The organism is Streptomyces sp. 7R007 (assembly GCF_054850255.1).
Genome location: NZ_JBTWMV010000001.1, coordinates 687,259 through 703,448, shown reverse-complemented (window position 1 = coordinate 703,448; position 16,190 = coordinate 687,259). Strand labels below are relative to the sequence as shown.

Annotated in this window: 14 protein-coding genes and 2 pseudogenes; 7 read left to right on the top strand and 9 right to left on the bottom strand. The window is 72.1% G+C overall.

Translation table 11 applies throughout. The features are described from left to right. Positions 1-356, top strand: a pseudogene (locus tag ACYF6T_RS03365) (hypothetical protein); the annotation flags it as partial. Between the two features lie 72 nt (positions 357-428). Here the strand turns inward: ACYF6T_RS03365 and ACYF6T_RS03360 are convergent. Both ACYF6T_RS03360 and ACYF6T_RS03355 read right to left on the bottom strand, forming a co-directional pair. Continuing rightward, on the bottom strand, positions 429-1,847 hold the full coding sequence (locus tag ACYF6T_RS03360; protein WP_461693213.1) for an NAD(P)/FAD-dependent oxidoreductase: 1,419 nt from the start codon (positions 1,845-1,847) through the stop codon (positions 429-431). 100 nt (positions 1,848-1,947) lie between these two features. Next, positions 1,948-2,724 carry a thioesterase II family protein gene (locus ACYF6T_RS03355; RefSeq protein WP_461693212.1) on the bottom strand — a complete coding sequence of 259 codons (777 nt, stop codon included), beginning with the start codon at positions 2,722-2,724 and terminating at the stop codon, positions 1,948-1,950. A gap of 162 nt (positions 2,725-2,886) precedes the next feature. Here ACYF6T_RS03355 and ACYF6T_RS03350 point away from each other — a divergent pair, with 162 nt between their 5' ends. Further along, positions 2,887-3,792, top strand: coding sequence for a helix-turn-helix domain-containing protein (locus ACYF6T_RS03350; protein WP_461693211.1), 906 nt, complete (start codon positions 2,887-2,889; stop codon positions 3,790-3,792). 33 nt (positions 3,793-3,825) lie between these two features. Here the strand turns inward: ACYF6T_RS03350 and ACYF6T_RS03345 are convergent, their stop codons facing one another. The 3 genes and pseudogenes from ACYF6T_RS03345 to ACYF6T_RS03335 form a co-directional block, all read right to left on the bottom strand. Next, a complete protein-coding gene (locus ACYF6T_RS03345; RefSeq protein ID WP_461693209.1) occupies positions 3,826-4,641 on the bottom strand; it encodes an SAM-dependent methyltransferase in 816 nt (271 codons plus the stop codon). Positions 4,642-4,868: 227 nt separating this feature from the next. After that, positions 4,869-5,042 (bottom strand): annotated as a pseudogene (locus ACYF6T_RS03340) (glycoside hydrolase); the annotation flags it as partial. Between the two features lie 25 nt (positions 5,043-5,067). Then, the gene (locus ACYF6T_RS03335; protein WP_461693208.1) at positions 5,068-5,565 is read right to left on the bottom strand and encodes a winged helix-turn-helix transcriptional regulator; all 498 of its coding nucleotides are present in this window, start codon (positions 5,563-5,565) and stop codon (positions 5,068-5,070) included. A gap of 93 nt (positions 5,566-5,658) precedes the next feature. Here ACYF6T_RS03335 and ACYF6T_RS03330 point away from each other — a divergent pair, with 93 nt between their 5' ends. The 5 genes from ACYF6T_RS03330 to ACYF6T_RS03310 all read left to right on the top strand — a co-directional run bounded on the left by ACYF6T_RS03330 (position 5,659) and on the right by ACYF6T_RS03310 (position 12,237). After that, positions 5,659-6,153, top strand: coding sequence for a PaaI family thioesterase (locus ACYF6T_RS03330; protein WP_461693207.1), 495 nt, complete (start codon positions 5,659-5,661; stop codon positions 6,151-6,153). A 113-nt stretch (positions 6,154-6,266) separates the two neighbouring features. Beyond that, complete coding sequence (locus ACYF6T_RS03325; protein WP_461693205.1) at positions 6,267-9,002, top strand: MGH1-like glycoside hydrolase domain-containing protein; 2,736 nt, start codon at positions 6,267-6,269, stop codon at positions 9,000-9,002. Then, a complete protein-coding gene (locus tag ACYF6T_RS03320) occupies positions 8,999-10,447 on the top strand; it encodes an alpha-amylase (protein WP_461693204.1) in 1,449 nt (482 codons plus the stop codon). The genes ACYF6T_RS03325 and ACYF6T_RS03320 overlap by 4 nt, the downstream gene beginning before the upstream one ends. 67 nt (positions 10,448-10,514) lie before the next feature. Further along, on the top strand, positions 10,515-11,180 hold the full coding sequence (locus ACYF6T_RS03315) for an NUDIX domain-containing protein (protein ID WP_461693202.1): 666 nt from the start codon (positions 10,515-10,517) through the stop codon (positions 11,178-11,180). Positions 11,181-11,250: 70 nt separating this feature from the next. After that, positions 11,251-12,237 (top strand): aldo/keto reductase, encoded by a 987-nt coding sequence (locus tag ACYF6T_RS03310; protein WP_461693200.1) that lies wholly within the window; start codon positions 11,251-11,253, stop codon positions 12,235-12,237. 23 nt (positions 12,238-12,260) lie between these two features. Here ACYF6T_RS03310 and ACYF6T_RS03305 read toward each other — a convergent pair whose 3' ends face one another. The 4 genes from ACYF6T_RS03305 to ACYF6T_RS03290 are packed head-to-tail and all read right to left on the bottom strand — an operon-like array spanning position 12,261 to position 16,186. Then, positions 12,261-12,788, bottom strand: a complete 528-nt coding sequence (locus tag ACYF6T_RS03305; RefSeq protein WP_461693247.1) for an NUDIX hydrolase family protein — start codon at positions 12,786-12,788, stop codon at positions 12,261-12,263. 24 nt (positions 12,789-12,812) lie between these two features. After that, positions 12,813-13,940: an amidohydrolase family protein gene (locus ACYF6T_RS03300; protein ID WP_461693199.1), complete on the bottom strand. Its 1,128-nt coding sequence runs from the start codon at positions 13,938-13,940 to the stop codon at positions 12,813-12,815. Between the two features lies 1 nt (position 13,941). After that, a complete protein-coding gene (locus ACYF6T_RS03295) occupies positions 13,942-15,345 on the bottom strand; it encodes a glutamine synthetase family protein (RefSeq protein WP_461693197.1) in 1,404 nt (467 codons plus the stop codon). A gap of 28 nt (positions 15,346-15,373) precedes the next feature. Continuing rightward, entirely contained in the window at positions 15,374-16,186 is an 813-nt protein-coding gene (locus ACYF6T_RS03290) for an SAM-dependent methyltransferase (RefSeq protein WP_461693196.1), read from the bottom strand. Positions 16,187-16,190 lie beyond the last annotated feature (4 nt).

Below are 16,190 nucleotides of genomic sequence, written 5' to 3'. Positions count from 1 at the left end.
CCACCGGACTGCGCCTGCCCCCGGCGCTGGTGTTCGACTACCCGGACCCGTCCAGTCTGGTGGGCTACCTGGACAGCCGGCTGTTTCCCGAGGGTTCGGCGACGCCGGCCGCGGTCGCCCTCGACTCCGTTCTGGAAGAGGTGGCCAGGCTCGAAGGCATGCTGGCCGCGCTCCCCGGACAGGGCGTGGACGCGAAGGCGGTCGAGGCCCGGCTGGAGTCACTGCTGGGCGGCTGGAAGGCGGCCCGCCTCCAGCAGCAGAACGGCGGCAGCGCGGCGGAGCGGCTGGAGGTGGCGACCGCCGATCAGGTGCTGGAGTTCATCGACAGCGAGCTCGGGCTGGCCGGGTCGGAGTGACCCGCGGGCCGGGGAGCCGGACAGCCGCGGCGGAAGGACCGGCCGGGAACCTGGAGTCGGGGCGGGAGGGCGTCAACGCCCCGCACGCGACTCCAGGTTGGCGAGGGCCAACTCGTCGGCGTGCAGCGGCGGTCGGCTGAGCGGCGGGAGCTCCTTGGCCTGCTGCATCAGCAGCAGGAAACGGCTCGAACCGAGGTCGGTCTGGGACACGCTCATGCTTGCCACGTCGGTCGCCACGTCGGACACCTCGCGGGAACGAATCGACTTGCGGGCGATGAGTTCCGCGAACTGGTGGGTGTAGGCCACTTCCTGGTTGAGCCGCGGATCGGTGGACTCGTTGCGGCAGTCGACGTACTCCAGGTCCTTGGAGGCCGCCATCACCCACGGGTCGTCGACGGCCTCGCTGATGGCCTTCTGCGTGCGGTGTGCCTCCCCGGGCCCCAGGTCGCCCTCGGCGAGCCGGGCGTCCAGCACGGCCGCGCCGCGGGCGGCGGCGCTCATTCCCTGGCCGTGGATCGGGTTGAACGCGGCGAGCGAGTCGCCGAGGACGAGCAGGCCGTCGGGCCACCGGTCGAGCCGCTCGGGGTAGAGCCGCCGGTTGGCCCCGATGCGCGAGACGAAGACGTCCGTCATGGGTTCGACGGAGCTGATGAGCTGCGCCAGGAGCGGGTCGGGCAGCGACTGCGCGCAGGGGAGGAAGTCCTCGCTCCGGGTGGGCAGTTCGCCCCCGCGGGTGCAGGACTGGGTCACCATCCAGCGGTCGCCTTCCTGCGGGAAGAGCACGCCGAAGCGGCCGGGCCTGCCCGTCCGGTGGTCGGCGGCCACGTTGACCGCGGGGAACCCGCTAGTCGCGCCGGGAGGCGCCGCGAACTCCCGGGTGGAGTACGCGATCCCCGCGTCGACGATGTCCGTCTCGACCGGCGGAAGGCCCAGTTCGGACAGCCAGCGCTGAAGACCCGAGCCCCGTCCGGTGGCGTCGATGACGAGGTCCACCTCCAGCGTCTCCCGTGCGCCGCTGTCGAGGTCGTGGACCTCGACGCCGCAGACCCGCGTGCCGTGGCCGACCAGCGCGGCGGCCTCCGTCCGCTGGCGCACCGTGATGCGGCTGCCGGTCAGGACCTGGTCGCGGACCACCCAGTCCAGCAGCGGGCGTCCGCACATGATGGCGTACTGCCGTGCCGGGAAGCGGTGTTGCCATCCGTGGGCGGTCAGCGTCACCACGTCCTCCTGGAAGCCGACCCTGCGCGCGCCCGCCGCCAGCACCCGGTCGATCGCGCCGGGCAGCAGGGCTTCCACGATCCTGGCACCGCCCGACCACAGCACATGGACGTGGCGGGCCTGCGGCAGTCCCCTGCGGTGCGCGGGCTGGTCGGGGAGGGTGTCGCGCTCCACCAGGGTGACCGAGTCCATGTGACGGGCCAGCACGTGAGCCGCCAGCACGCCGGCCCAGCTCGCGCCGAGCACGACCCCGTGTCGGAGTGGTCCGGTCACCGTTGTGTCCCTTCGCCGGGAGAGCAGGATGGGTTCGCGAGCGTGACGGCGTGGTGGCACGGCGCCCGGTCGTCGGGGTGGCTTGGGCGTGCCTCGCCGCTCACCGCAGGACATCTCCCGGCGGCCGGGCGCCGTCGAGGGCCAGGTCCTCGGCGATGAGGCGGATGACGTCGCGGCTGCGGTCGATCAGGTAGAAGTGACCGCCCGGAAGCACGCGCAGGTCGAAGGAGGAGCTGCTGTGCCGGCGCCAGGCCTCGGCCTCCTCCACGGTCACCCGGGAGTCCTGTCCGCCGATGATGGCGGTGACCGGGGCCCGCAGCGGCCGGGTGTGAGTGGGCCGGTAGGTCTCGATGGCCTGGTAGTCGCTCTTGATGGCGGGCAGGATCATCTCAAGGGCCTCCGGATCCGTGAGCAGATCCGAACTCGTCCCGCTGAGGTGGGCCAGTTCCGCGATCAGGGCCTGGTCGCTCTGCCGGTGCAGGCTCTCTTCCCGCCGGCACGACGGCGCCCGCCGACCCGAGACGTACAGCCGGGTGAGGGGTTCGGCGCCGGCTGCCTCCAGCCGTACCGCCACCTCGTAGGCGAGGATCGCTCCCATGCTGTGGCCGAAGAAGGCCAGGGGCCGGGCGGTCAGGGGGCGTATCGCGGCGAAGATCGCGTCGGCGAGGTCCTGGATGCTGCGGACGTGGGGCTCGGTACGGCGGTCCTGGCGGCCCGGGTACTGGACGGCCGCCACGTCGACGGCGGGCGTCAGCGCCGCCGACACAGGGAAGTAGAAGCTGGCGGAACCGCCGGCGTGGGGAAAGCACACGAGTTGCACGTTGCTCTGCGGTGCCGGATGGTAGCGGCGGATCCACAGGTCCGAGTCCGAGGCCATAGGGCTATTGATGCGGCCGCGCGTTAATGCAGGGCTAAAGCAGCAGTTCGGGCCATTGCCGTCGCGCGCGGCATTGCGGCGCACGGGCCAGCCCCTACGATGGCTGGTCATATGCCGGCGTGCACGCCGGCAGCGACCGCAGAAAGCCGCAGGGAGACGCCCATGGGCAGCGCAGGGGAGTTACACACCCCGTACGACAGTGGAGTTCTGGACGGCACGTCGGCGGGGCCCATGGTGCCGCGTCTGGTGCTGGGCGCCCGGCTGCGCGAGCTGCGGGAGGAGCGGGACATCTCCCGTGAGGCCGCGGGGCACGTCATCCGCGCCTCTCGGTCCAAGATCAGCCGGCTGGAGGCGGGGCGCCACTCGTTCAAACAGCGTGACGTGGCCGATCTGCTCACGCTCTACGGAGTCACCGACGAGGCCGAACGCGACACCTTGCTGGCGCTGGCCGAACAGGCCAACGCCCCCGCCTGGTGGCAGTACTTCAGTGACGTCGTGCCCGCGTGGAAGCAGGCCTATCTCGGCGCCGAACAGGCGGCGAGCGTCGTCCGCTGCTTCGAAGTCCAGCGTGTGCCCGCCCTGTTGCAGACGCCCGACTACGCGCGTGCCGCCATCCGGCTCTCCCACGCGAACGCCCCGGCCGAGGAGATCGAGCGGCGCGTGAGGCTGCGGATGACGCGTCAGCTGATCCTGCGCCGGCAGCCTCCGGCCCAGCTCTGGGCCGTCATCGACGAGGCGGCGCTGCGGCGCCCGGTGGGCGGCGCCCGGACGATGCGCGCTCAGCTCAGGCACCTCATCGAGATGTGCCGGCTTCCCCAGGTCACCATCCAGGTCGTGCCGCTCGTCGGCGGCGGCCACGCCGCGGAGAGCGGGCCGGTCACCATCCTGCGCCTGCCCGGCGGGCAGTTGCCCGACATGGTCTACCTCGAACAGCTCACCACGGCCCTGTATCCCGACAAGCCGGCCGAGATCGAGTGCTACTGGGACGTCATGAACCGCCTGGTGGTCGAGGCGGAATCGCCGGAGGAGACTCCGACGATTCTGCATCGCGTCCTTCAGGAGACGTGATCCGGGAGCGCACCCGGCGGGGCCGGGCGGGCCTCAGCGCTTGAGGGCGACACCGCCGTACTGGTGGACCTCTTCGGGCAGTTCCCAGGCGCCCGCGTCGGGGCGCCAGCGCGAGCACGACGCCACGCCGGGTTCGAGCAGTTCCAGACCGTCGAAGAAGCGCGCGATCTGCTCGGGGCTGCGCAGGATGTAGGGGAGCGAACCGCCCTCGTTGTACTGGCGGATGGCCTCCACGTAGGCCTCGCTGGTGTTGGTGCTGTCGTACTGCACCAGGTAGCTACCGGAGGGCAGCGCGTCCACGAGCCGCCGTACGATCGAGCGGGCCTCGTCGAAGTCCTCGATGTGGCCCAGGATGCCCATCAGCATCAGGGCGACGGGCTGGTCGAAGTCCAGCGTCTTCCTGGCCTCCCGCACGATGGTGTCCGGGTCGCGCAGGTCGGCGTCGACGTAGTTGGTGACGCCTTCCGGGGTGCTGGTGAGCAGGGCGCGGGCGTGCGCGAGGACCAGGGGGTCGTTGTCGACGTAGACGATCCGGCTCTCGGGCGCCACGCGCTGGGCGATCTCGTGGGTGTTGTCGACGTTGGGCAGGCCGGTGCCGATGTCCAGGAACTGGCGGATGCCCTCGTCGGCGGCCAGATGACGCACGGCGCGGGCGAGGAAGTACCGGGCGGCGCGGGCCCCGGTCTCGATGCCGGGGAAGATCGCGCGGAACGCGTCACCGGCCACGCGGTCGACTTCGTAGTTGTCCTTGCCCCCTAACCAGTAGTTCCAGATCCGGGCCGACTGCGGCACGGAGGTATCGATCTTGGAGAGTGCCTCCTGCTCGGAGTTCTCCGCCTGCTCGGTCATGGACGCTCCCTTGTGTCTGCGTGGCGCGGGCACCACGCGACCGTCGAACACCAGTAGTGAAGGCCCACGTTATTCCCCCGACCCGGCTCACGTGCACCGTGGTCCCCAACTACCGGTGCGCAGAAGGCTGTTGACTTCTCTTCAGTCGCCGTCGTCGAGCTCCGTGCACTGCCGCGGCAGGCGCAGCGATCCGCTCGCCAGGCCAGGACGCGTCCGAGCCCTCGAAGCCCCTGGAGCGAGTCGGACACGGCGACGACGGTGCCGCGCATGTGGAGGACGACCGGGAACGGCGTGCCCCACCGGCCGGGCGGGGGAGCCGGCAGCGGCCTGTCCTGGTCGTGGAGGGTGGTGAACAGGTGGTAGCGGCCGCGCGACGCGTGCACCTCGGTCGCCCAGAGGCCACGGCCGCAGCATACGGTGGCGTGGTCAGGCGGTCGCGGTGGACGGACTCCCGGTGCCCGCCCGCGGCCGGGCCGCCGGTCCCGGGCGGACCGTGACCTCGGCGGGGGAGAGCGCCGCGTGCTCCTCGCCGCACTCCACCACGACCCGCACCGGCGCGCCGCAGTCGCGGTGCAGGATGTCGATGACGGGACCCTCGGGGTTCGCCACGTGTGTCTCGCCCCACTGCCGCAGCGCCACCAGGACCGGCCACAGGTCCCGCCCCTTGGCGGTGAGCCGGTACTGGTGCCGGGTGCGGCTGCCGCGTTCCCGATAGGGCTCGGTCCTGAGGATCCCCGCCGCGACCAGCTTGCGCAGCCGGTCGGCGAGCACCGCGTCCGACAGGCCCACGTGACGCCGGAAGTCGTCGAAGCGGCGGACCCCGTTGAAGGCGTCGCGCAGGAGCAGCAGGGTCCACTTCTCGCCGATCAGGTCGAGGGTGCGCTGGACCGTGCAGTTCTCCGTGCTGATCTCCAGCCACTCCATGCCGCCAGGGTAGCCCGGCTGGCTTCGTCATTGACAGTCAGCGTCGGGCAAAGCTAGCTTCGGGAAACATAGTCAGGGAGGTGGCGCAGGCGCATGGAACGCTCTCGTACGTACGACTGGGACGACCCCGCGATCACCGCGGGCGCCGTCGGACAGGGCTCCGGCCTGGACTTCCTCCGGGAGATCCTGGCCGGCCGGCTGCCCGCGCCGCCGATCGCCGCCACGCTGGGCATGGCCCTGGAAGAGGTGGACCACGGGCACGCGGTGTTCTCCCTCGTCCCCGGCGAGGAGCACTACAACCCGATCGGCAGCGTCCACGGCGGGATCTACGCGACGATGCTCGACTCGGCGGCCGGCTGCGCGGTCCAGTCGACCCTGCCGCGCGGCGTGGGGTACACCTCGCAGGACATCACGGTGAAGTTCCTGCGCCCGATCACCTTCGACACCGGCAAGGTGCGCGCCGTCGGCAGCGTGCTGAGCAGCGGTCGGCGCACCGCGCTCGCCGAGGCGCGCCTGCTGGACCCGGCGGACCGGCTGCTCGCCCACGCCACCAGCACCTGCATGCTCTTCCCGCTGCCGAACGCCTGAGGCGACCGCCCGCGCCTGCCTTGTATGGGGAAGTCCCCCCTCCGCCGCCCAGCCATTGCGGCTCCGTCCGGGACGTCCGAGTCTGGGAGCAATGGTCCTAGGGAGGGCTGGCGATGGCGGCGGACGACGGCACGGCGGGCGCGGAACGGCAGCGGCTGGCGGAGGCGGACGCCTCCCGCGCGGCATGGCGGCGCTGGGGCCCGTACCTCAGCGAGCGCCAGTGGGGAACCGTCCGCGAGGACTACAGCTCCGGCGGCGACGCCTGGTCGTACTTCACCCACGACCAGGCCCGCTCCCGCGCCTACCGCTGGGGCGAGGACGGCATCGCCGGCGTCAGCGACGACAAGCAGCGGCTGTGCTTCGCACTGGCCCTGTGGAACGGCCGCGACCCGATCCTCAAGGAGCGGATGTTCGGCCTGACCAACGCGGAGGGCAACCACGGCGAGGACGTCAAGGAGTACTACTTCCACCTCGACTCCACGCCCACCCACTCGTACATGAAGTACCTCTACAAGTACCCGCAGGGCGAGTTCCCCTACGCCGACCTCGTCGCCACCAACCGGGCGCGCACCCGAGGCGAGCCCGAGTACGAACTCCTCGACACCGGCATCTTCGACGAGGACCGCTACTTCGACGTCTTCGTCGAGTACGCCAAGGCCGGCCCCGAGGACCTGCTGATCGAGATCACGGCCCACAACCGCGGCGCGGAGGAGGCCACCCTCCACCTGCTGCCGACGCTCTGGTTCCGGCACACCTGGTCCTGGGCCGGCGGAAGAGCCGTGCCGAACCTCACCGCGACACCCGACGGCATCCGCGCCGACCACGAGGAGCTCGGCCCGCGCCTGCTGTACTGCGACGCCGACGCCCCCGCCCTGTTCACCGGCAACGAGACCAACGACGAGCGCGTCTTCGGCAGCCCGAACCCGACGCCGTACGTCAAGGACGGCATCGACCGCTGTGTCGTCCACGGCGAGACGGCCGCCGTCGACCCCGCCCGGCGGGGCACCAAGGCCGCCCTGCACCACGTCGCGACCGTCCCCGGCGGCGCGCACACCACCCTGAGGCTGCGCCTGACCGACACCCAACTCGCCGATCCCTGGGCCGACTTCGGCGCCACCCTCGACATCCGGCGCACCGAGGCCGACGCGTTCTACGCGGACCTCCTGCCCGACGGCATGGGCGAGGACGAGCGACGCGTCGTGCGCCAGGCACTCGCCGGGATGCTGTGGAGCAAGCAGTACTACCACCTCGACGTCGAGCGCTGGCTCGCCGAACACGGCGTCGACCCGCTCGCCGCCGACCCCGGCATCCGCAACAGCGCCTGGTACCACATGGTCAACGACGCGGTCATGTCGATGCCGGACACCTGGGAGTACCCGTGGTTCGCCGCCTGGGACCTCGCCTTCCACTGCATCGCCCTGTCCATGGTCGACATCGGCTTCGCCAAGTCCCAGCTGGAGCTGCTGCTGCGCCGGCTCTACCTGCATCCCAACGGCCAGATCCCGGCCTACGAATGGAACTTCGGGGACGTCAACCCGCCCGTGCACGCCTGGGCCACCCTCTTCGTCTACGAACTGGAGAAGCACCGCACCGGCAAGGCCGACCGCGCCTTCCTGGAGAACGCCTACCAGAAGCTGGCGAAGAACTTCACCTGGTGGCTCAACCGCAAGGACGTCGACGGCAACAACGTCTTCCAGGGCGGCTTCCTGGGCCTGGACAACATCGGCGTCTTCGACCGCAGCGCCCCGCTGCCCACCGGCGGCCACCTCGACCAGGCCGACGGCACCGCCTGGATGGCGCTGTACTGCCAGAACCTGCTGGAGATCGCCATCGAGCTGGCCGTCGACAACCCGGTCTACGTCGAGCAGGCGCAGATGCTGTTCGAGCACTTCGCGTGGATCGCCGTCGCCATGAACCGCATCGGCAAGGACAACGCCAGCCTGTGGGACGAGGAGGACGGCTTCTTCTACGACGTCCTGCGGCTGCCCGACGGCGGCTCGGCGCCGCTGAAGGTGCGCTCGCTGGTCGGCCTGATACCGCTGGCGGCGACCAGCGTGATCGGTGGCCGGGCCGACCGCAGCTTCCCCGAACTGGTCCGGGGAGCACGGGAGTTCATCGAACGGCACCCGGCGGTCGAGGCCCTGGTCGACCAGCACGTCACCACCGACCCCAACAGCGACGGCCGTTACCTGTTCGCCCTGTTCGGCGAGGACCGCCTGCGCCGCATCCTGGCCCGCATGCTGGACGAGGAGGAGTTCCTCGGCCCGCACGGCATCCGCTCCCTCTCCCGCCACCACGCGGCCCACCCGTACACCTTCGACGTGCACGGCGAACGGTACGGCGTCGGCTACCTGCCCGCCGAGTCCGACTCCGGCATGTTCGGCGGCAACTCCAACTGGCGCGGCCCGGTGTGGTTCCCGATGAACCTCCTGCTCATCCGCGCCCTGCTGAACCTGCACGCCTTCCACGGCCCCGACTTCACCGTGGAGTGCCCGACCGGCTCCGGTCGCCGGCTCAACCTCTACGAGGTCGCCCGGGAGATCTCCGACCGGCTCACCGCCACCTTCCTGCGCGGCGAGGACGGCCACCGCCCGGTGCACGGCATGCAGGCCAAGTTCGCCAAGGACCCGCACTGGAAGGACCTGATCCTCTTCTACGAGTACTTCCACGGCGACAACGGCGCGGGCCTCGGCGCCTCCCACCAGACCGGCTGGACCGGCCTGGTGGCGGCCACCGCGACCGTCTTCCACACCATCAGCGCCGACGACTGGCACCGCGGCGGCCGCGAGTCGCTGCGGCCCGGGGACGGTGAACGGTTCACCGTCGACGAGGAGGAGCCGTTCCAATGACGGTCGTCTACGAGATCAACACCCTCGTCTGGCTCGGCGACTTGAGCAGCCGCTACGGACGCCGTGTCACCCTCGGCGAGGTGCCCGGCGAGGTCTGGGACGAGGTCGCCCGGCCCGGCGTCGACGCGGTCTGGCTGATGGGCGTGTGGCGACGCAGCCCCGCCGGTCTCGCCATCGCCCTGCGCGACCCGTCCCTGACGGCCTCCTTCCGCGCGGCCCTGCCCGACCTCACCGACGCCGACGTCACCGGCTCCGCCTACTGCGTACGCGACTACGTGGCCGACGCGTCCCTGGGCGGCCCGGCGGGGCTGGCCGACGCGCGCGCCCGACTCGCCGCGCGCGGCGTGCGGTTGCTCCTCGACTACGTCCCCAACCACGTCGCCCCCGACCACCCCTGGCTCACCGGACGCCCCGGCTGCCTGATCCGGGGCACGGCCGAGGACCTGGCCCGCGCACCCGAGGCGTTCGTCGAGGCCGGCGGCCGGATCTACGCCAACGGCCGCGACCCCTACTTCGCGCCCTGGCAGGACGTGGTCCAACTCGACGCGTTCAGCGAGGAGATGCGCGCCGCGACCGTCGACACGCTGGTGAACATCGGTGAGCAGGCCGACGGCGTGCGCTGCGACATGGCGATGCTGCTGATGAACGACGTCTTCGCCAAGACCTGGGGCGACCGCGCGGGCCCGCCGCCCGCCGAGGACTTCTGGCCGTACGTCCTGCCGCGCGTGCGCGCCCGCCACCCCGACATGCTCTTCGTCGCCGAGGCGTACTGGGACCTCGAAGGGGCCCTGCAGCAGCAGGGCTTCGACCACTGCTACGACAAACGCCTCTACGACCGCCTCCTGCACGACGACGCCGAGGCCGTCCGCTCCCACCTGCGGGCCGGCCCCGGCTACCAGCGCGGCCTGGTCCGCTTCCTGGAGAACCACGACGAACCCCGCGCCGCCGCCACCCTCCCCGGCGACCGGCACCGCGCGGCGGCCGTCACCGTCGCCACCCTCCCCGGCGCGACCCTCTGGCACGAGGGCCAGTTCGAGGGCCGCCGCGTCCGCCCGCCGGTGTTCCTCAACCGCCGCCCGGCAGAGCCCGTGGACGAGCAACTGCGCGCGTTCTACGACCGGTTGCTGCCCGCCGCGGCCACCGTCCGCGACGGCGACTGGCAACTGCTCGACACCACCGGCTGGCCCGACAACGACAGCCACCGCAACCTGCTCGCCTGGAGCTGGACCGGCGCCGACACCCGGCACGTCGTGATCGTCAACCACTCCGACGCCCCCGCCCAGGGCCGCGTCCCCCTGCCCTGGCCCGACCTCGCCGGCGACACCCGCCGGCTGACCGACCTGCTCACGGCACAGACGTACGACCGCGACGGCGGCGAACTGGTCGCGCCCGGCCTCTTCGTCGACCTGCCCGCCCGGCACCACCACGTGTTCGCACTGACCTGACAGCACCGTGATAGACAGCGACCATGAACAACGCGAGCCAACCCTCCCGCCGGACCGGCGGTGCCCGATGACCGCCGGCATCGACACCCCGGACGGCCGCGGCCGCACCGGCCTGGACCGCACGGGCCTGGACCTGACCGGCAACCCCCGCGTGAAGGTACGGGAGGTGAAACTGCTCTCCAGCCACTGGTACGTCGAGCGCGCCACCACCTTCGACTTCCAGCACGCCGACGGCACCTGGTCCACCCAGCAGCGCGAGACCCACGACCGAGGCAACGGCGCCACCATGCTGCTGTACGACACCGAGCGGGAAACCGTCCTACTCACCCGGCAGTTCCGCTTCCCCGTCTACGTCAACGGCCACCCCGACGGCATGCTGATCGAAACCCCGGGCGGCCTGCTCGACGACGATGACGAGCACCCCGAACTCGCCGTGCGCCGCGAGGTGGTGGAGGAGACCGGGCACACCATCGGCGAGGTCCGGCACGTCTTCGACGTCTACATGAGCCCCGGCTCGGTCACCGAACGCGTCAGCTTCTACGCCGCCGCCTACGGCCCCGCCACCCGCACCCACGAGGGCGGCGGGCTCGACGAGGAGGGCGAGGACATCGAGATCGTCGAACTGCCCTTCCGCCGCGCCCTGGAGATGATCCGCACCGGCGAGATCAACGACGCCAAGACCATCATGCTGCTCCAGTGGGCCGCCCTCGAAGGGCCGTTCGCCGCCTCTTGACTTCGCGTGCGCTCCAGCAGGAAGACTCCCGTCCGTGCCCGGGGACCGGGCACGGACGGGAGGCACCGCCATGAAGTACCACATCATCGGAAGCGATCCGGCCCACCGCCGCGAGGTCGCCGTGCTCCAGCTCGGCGCGATGCTCTTCGGCTCGCGGACCGACGAGGAGACCTCCTTCGCCGTCCTCGACCGGTATGTCGAGGCCGGCGGCAACTTCATCGACACCTCCGACAACTACGCCTTCTGGCAGGACGGCGGCCAGGGCGGACAGAGCGAGGAACTGCTCGGCCGGTGGCGGCGCAGCCGCGGCGTCGGCGAGGAGATCGTCATCGCCACCAAGCTCGGCGCCCGCCCCCTCGCCCCCGGCACCAGCTACGTCGACAACCCCGAGGGACTGTCCGCCAAGGTCATCCGCGAGTCCGCCGAACGCAGCCGCGAACGCCTCGGCGTGGAGAAACTGGACCTGCTCTACGCCCACATCGAGGACACCACCGTCCCGCTCAGGGAGACCGTCGAGGGCTTCGCCGAACTGGTCGCCGAGGGCACGGTCGGCCTCCTCGGCGCCAGCAACCACGCCGTGTGGCGCGTCGAACGCGCCCGCGCCCTCGCGGCCGCCGCCGGACTGCCCGGCTACGAGGTGCTCCAGTACCAGCACAGCTACCTGCGCCCGCGCACCGACGTGCCCAGCGACCTCTTCCCCGACGGCAGCCTCGGCTCCGCCGGCGCCGAGATGTTCGGCTACCTGCGGGCCGAACCCGGCCTCACCCTGGTCGCCTACTCACCGCTGCTCAAGGGCGCCTACACCCGCCAGGACGTTCCGCTCCCGCCCGACTACGACCACCCGGGCACCCCCGCCCGCCTCACGGCCCTGCGCGAGGTGGCCCGGGAGACCGGCGCCACCCTGAACCAGGTCGTGCTGGCCTGGCAGATCGGCGGGAAGCTGCCGGTCATCCCCCTGGTCGGGGCGTCGTCGGTGGCCCAGCTGGAGGAGAGCCTGGCCGCGGTCGACCTGGACCTCACCGAGGACCAGCGGGCCCGGCTGGACGCGGCCCACTGACGACCGGACCGCCGGAGGCGGGATCAGAGCACGCAGCCCACGTGGGCCAGCGCCTGCCGCAGCAGCACCCCGTGGCCGCCCGGCATCTCGCTCTGCACCGCCGGTGACAGCGCCTCCTGCGGGCTGAACCACACCAGGTCCAGGGCGTCCTGGCGGGGCCGGCAGTCACCGGTGACCGGGACGACGTAGGCCAGGGACACCGCGTGCTGACGCGGGTCGTGGTACGGCGTGATGCCCTGCGTCGGGAAGTACTCGGCGACCGTGAAGGGCTGCAGCGAGGCGGGGATGCGGGGCAGCGCCACCGGGCCCAGGTCCTTCTCCAGGTGGCGCAGCAGGGCGTCACGGACCCGCTCGTGGTGCAGGACCCGGCCGGAGACCAGCGTCCGGCTGACCGTCCCGTCCGGCCCGATGCGCAGCAGCAGGCCGACGCTGGTGACTTCGCCGCTGTCGTCGACACGGACGGGCACGGCCTCGACGTACAGGATCGGCATGCGGGCGCGCGCCATCTCCAGCTCGTCGGGGGAGAGCCAGCCCGGCGTGGTTTCGGTCATGTCAGACATTGCTTGATCATACTTTCAGGAGGGGCCGGAAAAGCGGTAGACCCTGCGGGCGTTGTGTGCTCCCGCCCACTCGGCGATCCGCAGCGCGTCGGACAGGCTCAGCTCGTCGGCGTCCACCCGGTCCTGGAGCAGCTCCGCCAGACCCCGGCGGAAGGCCAGCGCGCCCAGGCGGTAGAACTCGGCCAGACCGTAGGCGTCGGAGCTGTAGAGCAGTTTGCGGAACGGCGTGATCTCCAGGGCCTCCTCCAGGACGGCCCGCGCCCGTACCGGGCCGACGTGGTGCAGGGTGAGGCCGACGTCCAGGTACACCTGCTCGAACACCGCCGCCAGATAGGCGGCCTGCCGCTGGTAGGGCCAGCAGTGCAGGAGCAGCACCGGGATCGTGCCGGCGGTCAGGTGCAGCCAGTCGGTGAGGTGGGTGGGGTCGACGCGGTGCATGCGGATGTCGTTGTCGCCGAACCCGGTGTGCAGTTGCAGGGGCAGGCCCAGGTCGACGGCGGTCCACAGCAGATGCCGTACGAGCACCGGATCGTCCAGGCGGCCGCCCCGCGCCAGCCAGGGGCCGGCCGCCCGCGTGACGTCCGCGTCCGGCGGGCGCGCCGGGTCCAGGTCGAAGCCGGTCCGGTAGGCGGCGACGGACTTCACCCCCACCACGCCCGGCCGCCGCACGGCCTCCTCGGCGGCCGAACGGAAGGCGGCGGCGTACCCGTCCGTCTCGACGCCCCGCGCCGCCACCGCCTCCGCGACGCTCTCCAGCCGCACCACCTCGTACGCCGTCCCGCCCGCGGCCCCGGCCAGCCGGGCGGGGGAGGTGACGCGGTCCGCGTCGAACCCGGTGTCGACGCAGAACACGTCCGTGCCCGCGGCGGCGAGGAAGCGGCGGTCGACCTCGCGCCGGCCCAGTTCGGCGCGCCGGGCCAGGTAGTCGTCGGCGGAGGCGTGCCGGGGCAGGTCCAGGACGGGCGCGCAGTGCCGGCGGACGGCCACCCCGACCGGGGTGTCGAAGGGCGAGACGCCCGGCCACGCCTCACCCTCGGTGAGCAGCGACGCGAACTCCTCCGGGGACGGGTCGGCGGTGACCACGCCATGGCAGTGGTGGTCGGTCAGCGGCAGTGCGTCGAGCGCCTCCCGGACGGCGCCCACGTCAGTACTTCCAGCGGTAGGCCGCCGCCACGTACTCGTCGTCGTGCCCCTCGACCGCCGCGCCCTCGCCCTGCCGTACGGCGATCACCGCGTCGGCGAGGACCGGGCCGAGCACGGCCCGCAGCCGTTCGTCCGTGCGGAACTCCTCGACCGCCTCCGCGAGCGAGACCGGCAGCCGCCGCACCCCGCGGCCGGCCGCCTCCTCGGGCGTGAGCCGGGCCGGATCCCCGGTGATCTCCTCGGGCAGCGGCGTGGCGGACCCTACGCCGTCCAGGCCCGCGCCGATCAGGCAGGCGAGCGCGAGATACGGGTTCGCGGCCAGGTCGACCGGTTTGACCTCCAGGTTGGCCGCCTGGTCGCGCAGCCCGGCCGTGCCGGTGACGATCCGCACCGCCGCCTCGCGGGTCTCGCGGCCCCAGGCGGTGAACACCCCGGCCCACTGGGAGGGTTTGAGGCGCAGATAGCTGGCCGGGCTCGGCGCGGTCACCGCCGTGAGCCCCGGCAGGTGGGCGAGCACCCCGGCGGCGAAGGACTCCGCCTCGGCCGTCATGCCGTACCGGCCCTCGCCGCCGGCGTGCAGGTTGACGCCGTCGCGCCAGGCGGAGAGGTGGATGTGGCCGCCGTTGCCGACGCCCTCGGCGAACACCGCCGGTGCGAACGACACCACGAAGCCGTGGCGCCGGGCCACCGCCCGGATCGTCTGCCGCACCAGCAGGCTGCGGTCGGCCGCCGCGACCGGATCCAGCGCGCCGACCGAGATCTCGAACTGCCCCGCCGCGTACTCGGGATGGACCTGCTCGACGTCCACGCCCTGCGCCGCGAACGCCGCCAGCAGGTCGGCGGTGTAGTCGCTGAGCTCGACCTGGCGGGTGGCGCTGTACGCGGGCCCGGTGGTCGCGGGCACGAACGCGCCGCTCTCCGACGGCCCTTGGCCGACGGCCCACTCGACCTCGACGGCGGCCTTGAAGGTGAGGCCGTGCCGCTCGGCTGCCTCGGCGACGGTCCGGCGCAGCACCGTACGGGCGCACCCCGGGTGCGGCTCGCCCTCCTGGGTGATCCGGTCGACCGGCGCCCACGCCCAGCCGGGCTGCCCGGCGAGGACGGTGAGGTGGTCGAGGTCCGGGTACAGACGCAGGTCGCCGTCGGGAGAGCCGAGGACGTCGGTGGTGACGATGGAGTCGTTCGCGAGGAAGGTGTCGAACACCGGTGACATGCCGACGCCCCAGGCCGCCGCCGAGGCGAGCCTCGCCGCCGGAACGGTCTTCACCCGGCCGACGCCCGCCGTGTCGACGTAGGCCAGCACGACACCGTGCACGCCCTGCGCGGACAGCTCGGCGCCCAGTGCGGTGGCCCGCTCGACGTCGCCGGGGCGTCCGCCGGGAACGGGGTCGGCAAGGGTGGTCATGCGTCCTCCTCGACGGATGGGCTGCCGCTCAGGGTTTCACGGCCACCGCGCCGTACTGCGGTACCGCGGCGGGGGAGCCGGACTCGGCACGCCACTGCGAGCACGACACCAGGCCCGGTTCCAGCAGGTCGAGCCCATCGAAGAACGAGGCGATGTCCGCGCCGCTGCGGGCGGTGATCGGCGGGGTGGCGTTCTCGTTCCAGAACTTCATCGCCGGGACCTGGCCCTCGCCGCCGACCTCGGCGTCGAAGGTGGGGTGCGTGAGGGCCAGGTGGCTGCCGGAGGGGACGGCGGCCATGACCCGCCGGACGATGTCCCGTGCCTCCTCCACATCCAGCACGAAGTTGAGGATGCCCAGCATCATCACCGCCACCGGCCGGCCGAAGTCGAGGGTGCGCGCGGCCCGTTCGAGGATCGCGTCCGGGTCGCGCACGTCGGCGTCGATGTAGTCGGTGACGCCCTCGTGCGTGCCGGTGAGCAGGGTGCGGGCGTGGACCAGGACGATCGGGTCGTTGTCGACGTACACGATCCGCGCGTCCGGCGCGACGCGCTGCGCTATCTCGTGGGTGTTGTCGGCCGTCGGCAGCCCCGTGCCGATGTCCAGGAACTGCCGCATGCCGCGCTCCTCGGCCAGGAAGCGCACCGCCCGGCCCAGGAACCAGCGGTCGGCGCGGGCGATGTCCCGGATCACCGGGAACATCCCGGCGACGTGCTCGCCGACCTGCTGGTCGACCTCGTAGTTGTCCTTGCCGCCGATCCAGTAGTTCCACACCCGCGCGTTGTGCGCCACACCGGTGTTCAGCATGGCCGACCCGCCCGACGAGGTGTCGCTCTCGCTCACGCCT